12 protein-coding genes are annotated in these 13,576 nt (G+C 71.3%); 3 read left to right on the top strand and 9 right to left on the bottom strand.

Going from position 1 to position 13,576, the window contains the following annotated elements:
* Positions 1–123: 123 nt before the first annotated feature.
* Together tal and tkt are read right to left on the bottom strand one after the other, a co-directional pair.
* On the bottom strand, positions 124–1,236 hold the full coding sequence (gene tal / locus ABIA38_RS02240; protein WP_424636629.1) for a transaldolase: 1,113 nt from the start codon (positions 1,234–1,236) through the stop codon (positions 124–126).
* A 128-nt stretch (positions 1,237–1,364) separates the two neighbouring features.
* Positions 1,365–3,455 (bottom strand): transketolase, encoded by a 2,091-nt coding sequence (gene tkt / locus ABIA38_RS02235; RefSeq protein WP_424636628.1) that lies wholly within the window; start codon positions 3,453–3,455, stop codon positions 1,365–1,367.
* A 426-nt stretch (positions 3,456–3,881) separates the two neighbouring features.
* On the opposite strand from tkt, the gene ABIA38_RS02230 reads away from it, so the two are divergent.
* From ABIA38_RS02230 to ABIA38_RS02220, 3 genes are all read left to right on the top strand, one after another.
* Entirely contained in the window at positions 3,882–4,826 is a 945-nt protein-coding gene (locus tag ABIA38_RS02230) for a heme o synthase (RefSeq protein WP_424636627.1), read from the top strand.
* Positions 4,827–4,889: 63 nt separating this feature from the next.
* Positions 4,890–5,249, top strand: coding sequence for a hypothetical protein (locus tag ABIA38_RS02225; RefSeq protein ID WP_424636626.1), 360 nt, complete (start codon positions 4,890–4,892; stop codon positions 5,247–5,249).
* Between the two features lie 282 nt (positions 5,250–5,531).
* Positions 5,532–7,130 (top strand): hypothetical protein, encoded by a 1,599-nt coding sequence (locus ABIA38_RS02220; protein WP_424636625.1) that lies wholly within the window; start codon positions 5,532–5,534, stop codon positions 7,128–7,130.
* 108 nt (positions 7,131–7,238) lie between these two features.
* Here ABIA38_RS02220 and ABIA38_RS02215 read toward each other — a convergent pair whose 3' ends face one another.
* The 7 genes from ABIA38_RS02215 to gap all read right to left on the bottom strand — a co-directional run bounded on the left by ABIA38_RS02215 (position 7,239) and on the right by gap (position 13,560).
* On the bottom strand, positions 7,239–7,574 hold the full coding sequence (locus ABIA38_RS02215) for an RNA polymerase-binding protein RbpA (protein WP_040877318.1): 336 nt from the start codon (positions 7,572–7,574) through the stop codon (positions 7,239–7,241).
* A gap of 172 nt (positions 7,575–7,746) precedes the next feature.
* Entirely contained in the window at positions 7,747–7,980 is a 234-nt protein-coding gene (secG, locus tag ABIA38_RS02210) for a preprotein translocase subunit SecG (protein WP_424636624.1), read from the bottom strand.
* Positions 7,981–8,130: 150 nt separating this feature from the next.
* Complete coding sequence (locus tag ABIA38_RS02205; protein ID WP_424636623.1) at positions 8,131–8,508, bottom strand: hypothetical protein; 378 nt, start codon at positions 8,506–8,508, stop codon at positions 8,131–8,133.
* Positions 8,505–10,148: a hypothetical protein gene (locus tag ABIA38_RS02200; protein ID WP_424636622.1), complete on the bottom strand. Its 1,644-nt coding sequence runs from the start codon at positions 10,146–10,148 to the stop codon at positions 8,505–8,507. The genes ABIA38_RS02205 and ABIA38_RS02200 overlap by 4 nt, the downstream gene beginning before the upstream one ends.
* A 274-nt stretch (positions 10,149–10,422) precedes the next feature.
* A complete protein-coding gene (gene tpiA / locus ABIA38_RS02195; protein ID WP_424636621.1) occupies positions 10,423–11,226 on the bottom strand; it encodes a triose-phosphate isomerase in 804 nt (267 codons plus the stop codon).
* 5 nt (positions 11,227–11,231) lie between these two features.
* The gene (locus ABIA38_RS02190; protein WP_424636620.1) at positions 11,232–12,419 is read right to left on the bottom strand and encodes a phosphoglycerate kinase; all 1,188 of its coding nucleotides are present in this window, start codon (positions 12,417–12,419) and stop codon (positions 11,232–11,234) included.
* Between the two features lie 136 nt (positions 12,420–12,555).
* Positions 12,556–13,560, bottom strand: coding sequence for a type I glyceraldehyde-3-phosphate dehydrogenase (gene gap, locus ABIA38_RS02185; protein ID WP_424636619.1), 1,005 nt, complete (start codon positions 13,558–13,560; stop codon positions 12,556–12,558).
* Positions 13,561–13,576 lie beyond the last annotated feature (16 nt).

The following is a 13,576-nucleotide window of genomic DNA, read 5'->3' as shown; positions in this document are numbered from 1 at the left end:
TACGTGGAGTATCCGTCGTGTCGCCGCCGAACGGGTCACGTTCGGCGGCGATCCGACGAAGGGGTGCTGCGCCGGTCGGCGAGGGAGGCCGACCGGGTGTTGCGGGCCTCGGTCCGGTGGGCGTCAGCCCTTGGCGAGCCGGTCCAGCTCGCCCTGCACGGACGCGAGCAGCTCGTTCCAGGAGGTCTCGAACTTCTCGACGCCCTCCTCCTCGAGCAGGTCCACGACCTCGTCGTAGGAGATGCCCAGCTTGGCGATCGCGTCCAGATCGGCCTGCGCCGAGACGTAGTTGCCGTGCACGGTGTCCCCGGTGATCTCGCCCTGCGCGGCGACGGCGTTCAAGGTGGCCTCGGGCATCGTGTTCACGACGCCCTTGACGACCAGGTCGTCCACGTACATCGTGGCGCGGTACGCCGGGTCCTTGACGCCGGTGGAGGCCCACAGCGGGCGCTGCGGCCGGGCGCCGGCGGCGGCGAGGGCCTGCCACCGGTCGGTGCCGAAGACCTCTTCGTACGCCTGGTAGGCCAGTCGCGCGTTCGCCACGGCGGCCTTGCCGGCGGCGGCCTTGGCCTCGTCCGTACCGAGCGCCTTGAGCCGCTTGTCGATCTCGGTGTCCACGCGGGAGACGAAGAAGGACGCGACCGACTCGATCCTGGAGATGTCCAGACCGGCGGCGCGGGCGCGCTCGATGCCCTCGACGTAGGCCTCCATCACCTCGCGGTAGCGGGCCAGCGAGAAGATCAGCGTGACGTTGACGCTGATCCCCTCGGCGAGGGTCTGCGCGATGGCGGGCAGGCCGGCCTTGGTGGCCGGGATCTTGATGAACAGGTTCGGCCGGTCGACGAGCCACCACAGCTGGCGGGCCTCGGCGATGGTCGGCGCGGTCTTGTGCGCCAGGCGCGGGTCGACCTCGATCGACACCCGGCCGTCCAGGCCGTTGGTCGCGTCGTAGACCGGGCGCAGCACGTCGCACGCCTGGCGCACGTCGGCGGCGGTGATCATCCGCACGGCCTCTTCGACGGTGACGCCGCGCGTCGCGAGGTCGCGCAGCTGGGCGTCGTAGACGTCGTTCCCGGTGATCGCCTTCTGGAAGATCGCCGGGTTGGTGGTCACGCCCACGACCTCGCGGTCGCGCACGAGTTCGTGCAGGTTGCCGGACTCCAGCCGCGTCCGGCTCAGGTCGTCGAGCCATACGGCCACGCCCTCGGCGGACAGGCGACGCAGGGGTTCCGTCATGACACTTTGCTCCTTATCGAGTCGGCGGCCGGGTCCGGCTGCCTCGTGGGCGGCCGATCGGTACGCCCGTGGTGGGCGGCGTCGGGCGGGTGTTCCCACCCGACGCCGCGCACCGGGTTACGTGATCTTCAGCTACCGGCGTGCGCCAGGGATTCCCGAGCGGCGGAAACGACCGCCTCGGGGGTCAGCCCGAACTCGGCGAACAACTTCTTGTAGTCGGCGGAGGCGCCGAAGTGCTCGAGCGAGACGATCCGGCCGTTGTCGCCGACCAGCTCGCGCCAGCCCTGCGCGATGCCCGCCTCGACCGAGACGCGCGCCTTGACCGACGGCGGCAGCACCTGCTCGCGGTAGGCCTGGTCCTGCTCGTTGAACCACTCCAGGCAGGGCAGCGAGACGACCCGGGTGGGCACCCCCTCGGCCTCGAGTACCTCGCGCGCCGCGACCGCGAGCTGCACCTCGGAACCGGTGCCGATCAGGATCACGTGCGGGGTGCCGCTGGACGCCTCGGCCAGCACGTAGCCGCCGCGCGCGGCGCCCTCGGCCGGGCCGAACTCGGTGCGGTCCCAGGTGGGTACGTCCTGGCGGGTGAGCAGCAGGCCGGCCGGGCGGTCGGTGGACTCCAGGATCTTGCCCCAGGCCACCGCGACCTCGTTGGCGTCCGCCGGGCGGACCACGTCCAGGCCGGGGATCGCGCGCAGCGCGGCGATGTGCTCGATCGGCTGGTGGGTGGGGCCGTCCTCGCCCAGGCCGATCGAGTCGTGCGTCCACACGTAGGTGGTGGGCAACTTCATCAGCGCGGCGAGTCGCACCGCCGGGCGCATGTAGTCGCTGAACACCAGGAACGTGCCGCCGTAGATGCGCGTCCCGCCGTGCAGCGCGATGCCGTTCATCGTCGAGCCCATGGCGTGCTCGCGGATGCCCCAGTGCACGGTGCGCCCGTAAGGGTTCGCACCCTTGAGCGGGTTGCCCTCGGGCAGGAACGAACTGCCCGCGTCGATGGTGGTGTTGTTGGACTCGGCCAGGTCGGCCGAGCCGCCCCACAGCTCGGGGATGACCGCACCGAGCGCGGCGAGCACATTGCCCGACGCCTTGCGGGTGGCCATCGCCTTGCCGGCCTCGAACTCCGGCAGCGCCTTCTCCCAGCCGTCGGGCAGTCGGCGGGCGGCGATCCGGGCGTGCTCGGCGGCGCGCTCGGGGTTGACCTCGGCCCACTTGGCGTAGGCGCGCTTCCACTCGTCGTGCGCGGCGCGGCCCCGGTCGACCACCTTGCGGGCGTGCGTGAGCACGTCGTCGGCGACCTCGAAGGTGTGCTCGGGGTCGAAGCCGAGTACCTGCTTGGTGGCCGCGACCTCGGCGGCGCCGAGCGCGGAGCCGTGCGCCTTGCCGGTGTTCTGCGCGTTCGGCGCGGGCCACGCGATGATCGTGCGCAGGCCGATCATGGTCGGCCGGCCGGTCTCCGCCTTGCCCGCGTCCAGGGCCGCGGCGAGCGCGGGCACGTCGATGTCGCCGTCGGCCTTGGGCTCGACCCGGATGGTGTGCCAGCCGTAGGCCGCGTAGCGGGCGAGCACGTCCTCGCTGAACGCGGTCTCGGTGTCGCCCTCGATCGAGATGTGGTTGTCGTCGTAGACCACCACGAGGTTGCCCAGCTTCTGGTGCCCGGCAAGCGAGCTGGCCTCGGCGGAGATGCCCTCTTCCAGGTCGCCGTCCGAGGCGATCACCCAGATGGTGTGGTCGAACGGGGAGGTGCCGGGGGCCGCCTCCGGGTCGAACAGGCCGCGCTCGTAGCGGGCCGCCATCGCCATGCCGACCGCGTTGCCCACACCCTGGCCGAGCGGCCCGGTGGTGGTCTCGACGCCGGTGGTGTGGCCGTGCTCGGGGTGACCGGGGGTACGGCTGCCCCAGGTACGGAACGACTTGAGGTCGTCCAGGGTCAGGCCGTAGCCGGACAGGTAGAGCTGGGTGTAGAGGGTCAGGCTGGTGTGGCCCGGGGACAACACGAAGCGGTCGCGGCCGGCCCAGTCCGGGTCGGTCGGGTCGTGGCGCAGGAACTTCTGCCAGATGAGGTAGGCCGCGGGGGCCAGGCTCATGGCCGTTCCGGGGTGGCCGTTACCGACCTTCTGAACGGCGTCCATCGCCAGCACGCGAGCGGTGTCGACGGCTCGCTTGTCGAGGTCGCTCCAGTCGAGAGAGCTGTTGTCGGGGGTCGGCTTGGTGCTCACCCTGGTCAGGGCTCCTTCCGGGGTCTTCCGGGATAGGCCGAATGAAAGCGGCCGGCTCGGGACCTTCGCCCCGGCGCCTCAGGCACGTGGCCGAGCCTACCGGGGGCGCCGTGCTCCCTCGCTCGGAGGACGGCCGGCCGGGTGGTGACGTTCGTCGTGTGTACATCGGCCGGCCATCGCGGCGACCGGAGGCGGTGCCCGGCGGGAACAGGGGGCGGACGCGCGGCGGCGTTCGGCTCGGCCGGGCGGCGGTGCGGCGGGCATGCCCCGGAGGCTTTGCGCCCCTGGTGAGGGACTACAGTTTCCTGCTAGTGGGTCCGGGCCTCGACATCCCGACGCCGCTTGCATACCGCTTACATATTGACGAGCAAACCGGCTTCCGGGCGGCACCCGGGCCCGGCCGAAAACGCTGCTGATGGGGTGTTCGTGACAGCCGTCGAATCCCGACCGGCCGGGCTGGTGGGAAATGCGCCCGCCGGCGCGCGCCCGCCGATGGCCCGGGTTCTCGCATTCGTGGCCCTCACCAAGCCGCGCATCATCGAACTGCTGCTGATCAGCACGATTCCGGTGATGTTCCTGGCGGCGCACGGCCTGCCGGACCTGGGTCTGGTGTTGCTGGTCGTGTTCGGCGGTTATCTCTCGGCGGGCAGCGCCAATGCCTTCAACATGTACCTCGACCGGGACATCGACCGGTTGATGCACCGCACCGAACGGCGGCCGCTGGTCACCGGGATGGTGTCGCCGCGCGAGTCGATCGTGTTCGCGAGCGTGCTCGGGGTGGTGTCCACCGCGTGGTTCTCGTTCCTGGTCAATCCGCTGTCCGCGGCGCTTTCCGTCTTCGCGATCTTCTATTACGTGGTCGTCTACACGATGTTGCTCAAGCGGCGCACGCCGCAGAACATCGTGTGGGGCGGTATCGCCGGCTGCATGCAGGTGTTGATCGGCTGGACGGCGGTTACCGATTCGCTGGACTGGGCGCCGGTGGTGCTCTTCGCGGTGATCTTCTTCTGGACGCCGCCGCATTATTGGCCGCTGTCGATGAAGTTCACCGACGACTACACCAATGCCGGTGTACCGATGTTGCCGGTGGTGGCGGGCAACAAGGTCGTGGCGAATCAGATCGTGGTCTACAGCTGGGTCATGGTCGGCGTGTCGATGCTGCTGTGGCCGGCCGCGGACACCGGCCCGCTCTACCCGATCGCCGCGGCGGTGCTCGGCATCGCGTGGTTGTGGGAGGCGCACGGCCTGCAGCGCCGGGCCAAGGCCGAGGTGGTCGGCGGCAAGCTCAAGGAGATGCGGCTGTTCCACTGGTCGATCACCTACCTGACGCTGCTGTTCGTCGCGGTGGCCGTGGACCCGCTGCTGTTCTGACGTGACCCGCACCACGCGCGCGCTCCGGGGATCCGGCGGCGCGCCGTCGGTAATGTGGGCGCCATGACGGACACCGAGACCACGACGGCCACGCCGGACCCGGGTGCACCGGACGCGCGGGTCGAGCGACAGGTGCGCAGGATCGCCAAACACATCGAGCGCTTCACCGCCGCGCACGGCGGCGGGGGCGACGCGGTCGTCGAATACGTCGGGCGCGACGCGACCCGGATCGTGGTCGTCGGCACCGACGGCGCGTGGGGCGATCAGGTCGTGCGCAACCGGGAGATCGCCCGCCTGGCGGTCACCCGGGCGGGGGTGACGCTGCACGAGGAGTTCCCCAACGAGCTGGCGGCGAAGGTGCGCACCACCGAATACGAGTGGTCCCGGATGGCCGGCCTGCAACTGGGCGGCACCCAGAAGTAGCGGATCGTCGGACACGTAGCGGATCGCCGGACGTGTGAGGGGCGGGACGGGAACCACGGTTCCCGTCCCGCCCCTTCGTCGTCGGCGTCGGCCCTGTCGCGAGTGCGGCAAAGCATGCATCAAGGTGTGCACCGGACCGGGCAAAACGGCACGGGGCGGACATGTCGTCGGTGCGCACACCATCCGTTCGTGGCCGGATCCATACCCGTTCGGCCCCGTCGGCGGCCCGCTCGCGGTAGCGTCACGCGGAGGTCTTCGGGACCAGAGGCGAGGTGGGGACCCGTGCGGTTCGGATGGCTGCGGCGCCATGAGCGTCACCTGGAGGAATACCGGCACCGGCGCGAGCAACAGGCGCCGTGTCCGGGCCGCGCCACGCCCGAACCGCCGCCCGCCTTCGCCGACTTCGACCGGCCCCAGGGGCACGATCCGGCCGAACCGGAATCGTATCCACCGGACGGCACGGGCGCGGGAGGCCGGTACGGCGGCGGCACGGACCCGGGCGCAGGCAGCGGCGCGGGCCCGGGGGGCGGGTTCGGCCTCGGCCCGGGCACGGGCATCGACCCGGGCGCCGCCGCAGGTGGCGGGTTCGACCTCGGCATGGGCCGGGGCGCAGGCACGGACATCGGCGCAGGCGCAGCCGCATCTGGCGGGTTCGGCCTCGACGCCGGCACCGGCACCGGCCCGGCCGCAGGTCTCGGCATCGGGGCCGGTCTGCCGGGCGAGGCCGACGACGCCGAGGCCACCCGGGCGGCGATGCTCACCGAGAAGGCGCAGCAGCTGACCCGGGCCGGGCGGCACGCGGACGCGGCGGCGCCGGCGCGCGCGGCGGTGCGGATGTTGGGCACGCTGGCCGCCCGGGACCACCGCCGGCACGGACCCGCACTGGTCGGCGGGTTGCGCGCGTTCGCCGCCGTGCTGGCCGCCGACGGGCGCACCGAGGACGCGGTCAAGGTGGCCGCGAGCGCCGCCGACCATGCCCGCCGGTTGGCCACGCTCGACCACCGCGCGCACCGCCCGCTGCTGGCGGTGGCGCTGCGCGAATCGGGCGCCCGGCTTGGCGATCACGGCGAGGAGGCGGCGGCGCTGGGCGCACTGCGCGAGTCGGTGCAGCTCTTTCGCACCCTGGCCGCCCAGGCCCCCGAACGCCACCGCGCCGAACTCGCGTTGTCCCTGGACGAACTCGCCGGCCGACTCGCCGCGACCGGCGCGGCCGAATCCGCGCTCGCCGCGTTCAGCGAGGCCGAACGGCTGCTCGGGATCGGCCCGCCCGAGGCCCGCCAGGCCGCCGTGTTGCTCCGGCACGCCACCCTGCTCGCCCGCCTCGGCCGCGGCCCCGAGGCGATCGCGCTGGCCGCCGACGCGGTCGAGGTACGGCGCGGTCACGCGAGCGCCGAGCACGCGCCCGCCGGTCGCCGCGAGGACGAACTGGCCGCCTCGTTGCAGAGCCTGGGTCTGCTGCACAGCGCGGCCGGCGCGCACGACCAGGCGGTGGACGCGCTGGAGGAGGCGGTCCGGCTGCGGGCCAGACGGGTGCGGGCCGACCCGGTGTTGGCCCGCCGCCCCGAAGTCCCGGTCACCTACGCGCTCTACGGCATAGTCCTGGTCGCCGCGGGCCGCCCCGCCGACGCCGTCCCGCCGCTCGCCGCGGCCCTGGGCGTGGGCACCGCGCTCAACCTGGAGCGGGTCTCCGACCTGGCCGGGGACACCCTGGTGCGGGCCCACCGGGCCGACCCGGACGCGGTCCGCAACCGCTGGCTGGCGGCCACCGGCGCGGAGTTGCCCGCCTGGATCGAGCACGGCCGGCGCCCGCTGCCGCACCAGAGCGACCGCCGCCGGATGCCCATCCCGGAACGCCGGGAAGCCCTGCCCGCCCGGGACTGATCACCCGTCGGGGGGCACGAAAAAGGCCGCCGGGAGCCGACGGCAACACCCGAAGGTGTGCCGTGGCTCCCGGCGGCCCACCGGCCGCGCGGGCCGGAGAAGCAAAGCTCAGAGCTCGCCGCGGAGTTTGGCCAGCGCCTCGGCGAGGATCGCCTCGCCGTCCGCGTCGCTGCGCCGCTCGCGTACGTAGGCGAGGTGCGTCTTGTAGGGCTCGGTACGCGGGGCGTCCGGCGGATTGTGCTGGTCCTGCCCGGCGGGCAGGCCGCAGCGGGGGCAATCCCACGTCTCGGGGACCTGAGCGTCGGTCGCGAAGCTCGGCTGCGTCTCGTGCTTGTTCGCGCACCAGAAAGAAATACGGAGACGTGGGGCTGCTTCGCCGCGCTCTGCCTCCCCCATCGGGCCGGCGCCGACCCGACTCCCACGGATGGCGTTGCCACTTGCCACGGTAAAAACTCCCCTTGGTCCTTGAGGTCGCGCCCCCGTTGCGCGGCTTGGCGTCCCAGTGTACGTGCGCCTCGCGCAGGGTTGAACCGAGCGGTGGGCCTTTTCCGACTGTTTCCGACAGTCCGTCAGAAAGGCCACCGCGCGGGTGGAAACAGCGGCCGAAGCCGCGCGGTCAGCCGTGCTTGAGCAGCAGACCGAGTACGACGATCGTCACGAACCAGCATGTGCCGACGATGATCGTCATCCGGTCGAGGTTCTTCTCCACGACGGACGAGCCGCCGAGCGAGGAGGACATGCCGCCGCCGAACAGGTCGGACAGGCCGCCGCCCTTGCCCTTGTGCAACAGCACCAACAGCACCATGAGCACGCTGAAGACGATCAGGGCGATCGAGAAACCGGTGACCACGGCCGGGCCCAACTCCTTCTGGCGGAACGCGGGGGCCGGGGATTCCCGGCCAACGGACAGAGTACGCTGCCGCGCCCCGGGAGTGGGAGCCGTGCGGCTCTTCGGCTAATCCGGCAGATCGTACTATTACCGTCGAGCGGGCTCCGTCCGCTACCCCGGCGACCCCGCTCCCCCGGGCCCCCGACCGGGCTCGACGTCCGGGTCCGGGTCCCGGCCCGGGGCCGGTTCCGCGCCCGGGTCCGGCGCGCCCGGCACCACATCGCCGGTGTCCTCCACCTCCAGCTCGTGCCCCGAGCCGCTGACCAGGGCACCCGTACTGGTCAGCGGATGTCCCGGACCCGTGGCCCGGGCGCCGCGCACCGACCCCGTGCGGCGCACGGTGACCCGGTTGTCCCCGCCCGCGACGATCGCGCCGGTGTTGGTCACCGGGCCGCCGGACAGGCTGATCCCGTCGTTCCCGCCCGACTCGAACTCGTCCTCGGTCTCGGCTCGGCCCGCATCGGCGGCGGGCGGGTCGATGGCGCTCACGTGGTACCTCCCGTTGTCGACAGCGCACCCACCCCGGTCCCACCGGAACCGCGCACGGACGCCTGGTTGCCGCGGCCCGCGACGATCGCGCCGCTGTTGTGCAGATCACCCGCGACGTGCTGGATGATCCCGTTGTTGAGGACCAGCTCGTTGCGTTGGCGATACTCGGTCACATCCACGTTCCGGCTCTGCAGGAAGTCCAGCACGAACACGGTGAACTTGCGCTCGATCAGCTTGAGGTATTTCTCCGCGTCCGAATTCTGGAAGAACGTCGCGTAGTTCGCCGACGCGCCCAACTGGCGCACCGAGGCCCGCGCACCCCGGTCCACCGGCAGATTGCGCTGGGTACGCTCGGCCGCCGCGCGCAGATTGCCCGACCGGCGCCACCACGAGGTCCACACCCGGATCAACCGGCCGGCCGAGGAGAGCATCAGCGCCGGCGAATCGACCAGCGCGTGTCCGAACGCGGCCCACAACGTCGCCGCGTCCGCGGTGTGCAACCACTCGTCCGCGACGTGGAAGTCCGGCCGGATCGGCGGCAGCACCAGCTCGTGCAGCTCGGTGTACAACAACCGGCCGTCCATGGTGAAGCGGATCAGTACCGAGACCACCACCTCCTGCGACCAGGTGCCCACCCGTACGCACAGGTAGCGCCGGGTCGCCTCGGCCGGCGGCGGCATCGCGCCGCCGGTCAGCCCGCTTTTGAACTCGTGCATCTGCACACTGAGCCCGGCCAGCCGGTGCCGGTCGTCCCCGGACCGGGCCAGCGTCTCGAACGCCGCGGACACCGCGCCGGTCAGCTCGTCCACGGTGAACGGGGTGAAGCCGTCCGGGCCCCGGTCCGCCCGCGGCTTGTCCAGCACCGAGCGCTCGGCAGCGCGCAGTTCGACCGGGAAGGTCCAGCTCTCCACCAGCTCGCCCGCGCCGACGAACGGCACATAGCCGCTGTAGCGCACGGTGGACGGTATCGGCGGCGGCACGCTCGTCCCCTCCGCGCCGACCGGCGCGTGCGTGGGCTGCGCCGGCAACACCTGGGCCAGTGCGCCCTGGAGGGTGGTCGGCGCCGCGACCGTCGGCCCGCTCGGCACCCAGGTCCGCCCGGGACCCAGATCCGTGACCACCGTGGCGCGTTGTTGCATACGCTCGATCCACACCACGAACACCACCACCGCGAAGGTGGGCACCACGGCCACCGCGAAGGTGTGGATCGAGGGGGCCTCGCCCCGCCCGGCCGCCGTATACGACATCAGCGCGACGAACAAGGCCGCGAACCAGGACAGCAGGGCCGCCGTCCGGGACCGAAAATCGTGCACACCACCACCTCCGGCGACCCCGCCGCGCACCCGCAACAGACCGGCCATCACCACGAGCGCGAGCCAGAACAACCCCAGCGCCGGGCCGAAGCCGATCAGGAACATCACCGCCGGCACCAAAAAGACGATCACGTCCCGCAGGATCCGCCGCCGCCGGGCGGCCAACGCGTGCTCCAGGACCGCCTGTTCGTTGTAGCCGTAGGAGGGCGCCCGATCCCGGTGCGCGTTCTCCCACAGTTCCTCGATCACCCGCGCGCCGAACCGCTCGTCGATCTCCGCGCCCGTACACAGATATCGCGTGGCACCGGTATCCCCGGTCGTGGACATGTCTGGAATCGACACCCGGACCCCCTGGGTCGGCCGGCCACCGTCGCCTTCGAGGGGCGACTACCGGCCACTTGGCGATGACCTATCGTCAGGTACGGGTTGTCGGAGGGGCAAGCGAATTGCCCATACTTCCGTCGGTTTAAGAGGAACGAACGATTCCGGCCACGGGACCGTCGCCGACCCCCCGCCGACCCCCCGCCGAACCCCCGCCGGACATGCGTCGGGCCCGGGGGCGGTCCACACACCCCCGGGCCCGAGCACCCAACCACCCGCGCTACGCGGCCTTCTGCTCCTGGTAACGAACGATCCGCGCGAAGTCCTCGGCCACCAGACACGCGCCGCCGACCAGGCCGCCGTCCACGTCCGGCTGGGCCATCAGCCCGGCCACGTTGCCGGGCTTCATCGAACCGCCGTACAACACCCGCACCCGGTCCGCCAGGTCCGCCGAGTAGAGCTCGGCGAGCTTGGCCCGGATCGCCGAGCACACCTCCTGCGCGTTCTCGGGGGTGGCCACCTCGCCGGTACCGATCGCCCAGACCGGCTCGTACGCGATCACCACGGACTCGGCCTGCTCGGCGGTGATCCCCTTCAGGGCACCCTCGACCTGGGCGAGCGTGTACGGGACATGCTCGCCCGCCCGGCGTACGTCCAGCCCCTCGCCCACACACACGATCGGCACCAGGCCGCTCGCGTAGGCCGCGTGCGCCTTGGCGTTGACCAGCGTGTCGTCCTCGTGGTGGTACTGGCGCCGCTCGGAGTGGCCGACCAGCGCGTAGGTGCACTTGAGCTTGGCCAGCATCGACCCGGCGATCTCCCCGGTGTACGCGCCGCCCGCGTGCTGCGAGATGTCCTGCGCGCCGTAGGCGAAACGGAGCTTGTCCGCCTCGACCATGGTCTGCACCGAGCGCAGGTCGGTGAACGGCGGCAACACCGCGACCTCGACCCGGTCGAAGTCCTTGTCGTTCAGGGTGAACGCGAGCTTTTGCACCAGGGCGATGGCCTCGAGGTGGTTGAGGTTCATCTTCCAGTTGCCCGCCATCAGCGGAACGCGACCGGAGTTGTGCTTCACGGCAGACATCGGGTTCAGCCCTCCAGGGCTTCGAGGCCGGGCAGGGACTTGCCTTCGAGATACTCCAGGCTCGCGCCGCCGCCGGTGGAGATGTGTCCGAAGGCGTTCTCGTCGAAGCCGAGGGTACGCACCGCGGCGGCCGAGTCGCCGCCGCCGACCACGGTGAACGCGTCGGAGTCGATCAGCCCCTGGGCCACCGCGCGGGTGCCGTGGCTGTACGGCTCCATCTCGAACACGCCCATCGGGCCGTTCCAGAACACCGTGCCCGCGTCGGCCAGCTTGTCCGCGAACAGCTCGCCGGACGCCGGGCCGATGTCCAGGCCGAGCCGGTCGGCCGGGATCGCGTCGGCGGAGACCACCGCGTGGTCCGCGTCCGCGGCAAACGCGGTGGCCGCGATCACATCGACGGGCAGGACGAACTCGACGCCGTTGGCCTCGGCCCGCGCGAGGTATTCGCGAACCCGGTCCAACTGGTCCTTCTCCAGGAGCGACTTGCCCACCTCGTGGCCCTGCGCGGCCAGGAAGGTGAACACCATGCCGCCGCCGACCAGGATCCGGTCCGCCTTGCCGAGCAGGCTGTCGATCACACCGAGCTTGTCGGAGACCTTCGAGCCGCCCAGGATCACCACGTACGGGCGCTGTACGTCGTCGGTGAGCCGCTTGAGCACGTCCAGCTCGGTGGCGATCAGGGCGCCGACCGCGTGCGGCAACCGTGCCGGCACGTCGTAGACGGACGCGTGCTTGCGGTGCACCGCGCCGAAGCCGTCGCCCACGTAGACGTCGGCGAGTTCGGCGAGCCGGTCGGCGAACGCGCCGCGCTCGGCGTCGTCCTTGGCCGTCTCGCCCGCGTTGAAGCGCAGGTTCTCCAGGAGCGCGACCTGGCCGTCGGCCAGTTTCGCGACCGTGGCGCGGGCGCTCTCGCCGACCGTGTCGCTCGCGAACGCCACGTCGGCGCCCAGCAGTTCGCCCAGGCGCGCGGCCACCGGCGCAAGCGAGAACGCGGGGTCGGGCGCACCCTTGGGCCGGCCCAGGTGCGCGCACACGATCACCTTGGCACCGCGGCCGACCAGCGCCGCGATGGTCGGCACGCTCGCCCGGATCCGGCCGTCGTCGGTGATGCGTCCGCCGTCGAGCGGGACGTTGAGGTCGGCGCGGACCAGCACGCGCTTCCCGGATACGTCGATGTCGTCGATGGTCTTCAAGTTCGACTCGTCCTCGGATGTCGAAGAAACGGGTGGGGGGTAACGGGTGGGCGGCGTCGAAGAAACGGGCCCGGGTGACGGCGTGTCACCCGGGCCCGCATCGTCGAGCGTCACCTGTCGGCGCGTTTGCCGACCGTCAGAGCTGACCACCGATGTAGCCGACCAGGTCGACCAGGCGGTTGCTGTAGCCCCACTCGTTGTCGTACCAGCCGACGACCTTGACCTGCTTGCCCTGGGCCATGGTCAGGCCCGAGTCGAAGGTGCACGAGGACGGGTCGGTCACGATGTCGGAGGAGACGATCGGGTCCTCGGTGTAGGTCAGGTAGCCCTTGAGCGAACCCTCGGCGGCCTTCTGGAAGGCGGCGTTGACCTCGTCGCGGGTGACCTCGCGCTCCAGCTCGACGACCAGGTCGGTGACCGAGCCGGTGGGGACCGGGACGCGCATCGCGATGCCGTCCAGCTTGCCCTTGAGCTCGGGGATGACCAGCGCGGTGGCCTTGGCGGCACCGGTCGAGGTCGGGATGATGTTGGTCGCCGCGGCGCGGGCGCGACGCAGGTCCGAGTGCGGGAAGTCCAGGATGACCTGGTCGTTCGTGTACGCATGGACGGTGGTCATCATGCCCTTGACCACGCCGAAGTTCTCCAGGAGCACCTTGGCCATCGGCGCGACGCAGTTGGTCGTGCAGGAGGCGTTGGAGATGATCGTGTGCGCGGCGGCGTCGTACTTCTCGTGGTTGACGCCCATCACGATGGTGACGTCCTCATTCTTGGCCGGAGCCGAGATGATGACCTTTTTGGCGCCGGCCTCGATGTGCTTCTTGGCCTTCTCGGCGTCCGTGAAGATGCCGGTGGACTCGATCACGATGTCCGCACCCAGCTCGGCCCAGGGCAGCGCGGCCGGGTCACGCTCGGCGATGACCTTGAAGGTCTTGTCGCCGACGGTGATCGCGTCGTCGGTGTAGGTGACCTCCTGGCCGAGGCGGCCGAGGATGCTGTCGTACTTCAGCAGGTGGGCCAGGGTCGCGATGTTCGTGAGGTCGTTGACCCCGACGATCTCGAAGTCCGCGCCCGAGGCCAGCGCCGCGCGGAAGAAGTTGCGGCCGATACGGCCGAATCCGTTGATGCCTACCCGGATCGTCACGAACCGATCTCCTCTG

It is taken from the genome of Embleya sp. AB8 (genome assembly GCF_049739465.1).
GTDB lineage: Bacteria > Actinomycetota > Actinomycetes > Streptomycetales > Streptomycetaceae > Embleya.
Note: the sequence above shows the minus strand (reverse complement) of the source record. Positions and strands in the feature narration are given on the sequence as shown.

Coding starts and splice junctions, on each gene's coding strand:
- tal (WP_424636629.1), bottom strand. CDS start 1,236: ATGACGGAACCCCTGCGTCGCCTGTCCGCCGAGGGCGTGGCCGTATGG.
- ABIA38_RS02225 (WP_424636626.1), top strand. CDS start 4,890: ATGACGGACACCGAGACCACGACGGCCACGCCGGACCCGGGTGCACCG.
- ABIA38_RS02200 (WP_424636622.1), bottom strand. CDS start 10,148: ATGTCCACGACCGGGGATACCGGTGCCACGCGATATCTGTGTACGGGC.
- tpiA (WP_424636621.1), bottom strand. CDS start 11,226: ATGTCTGCCGTGAAGCACAACTCCGGTCGCGTTCCGCTGATGGCGGGC.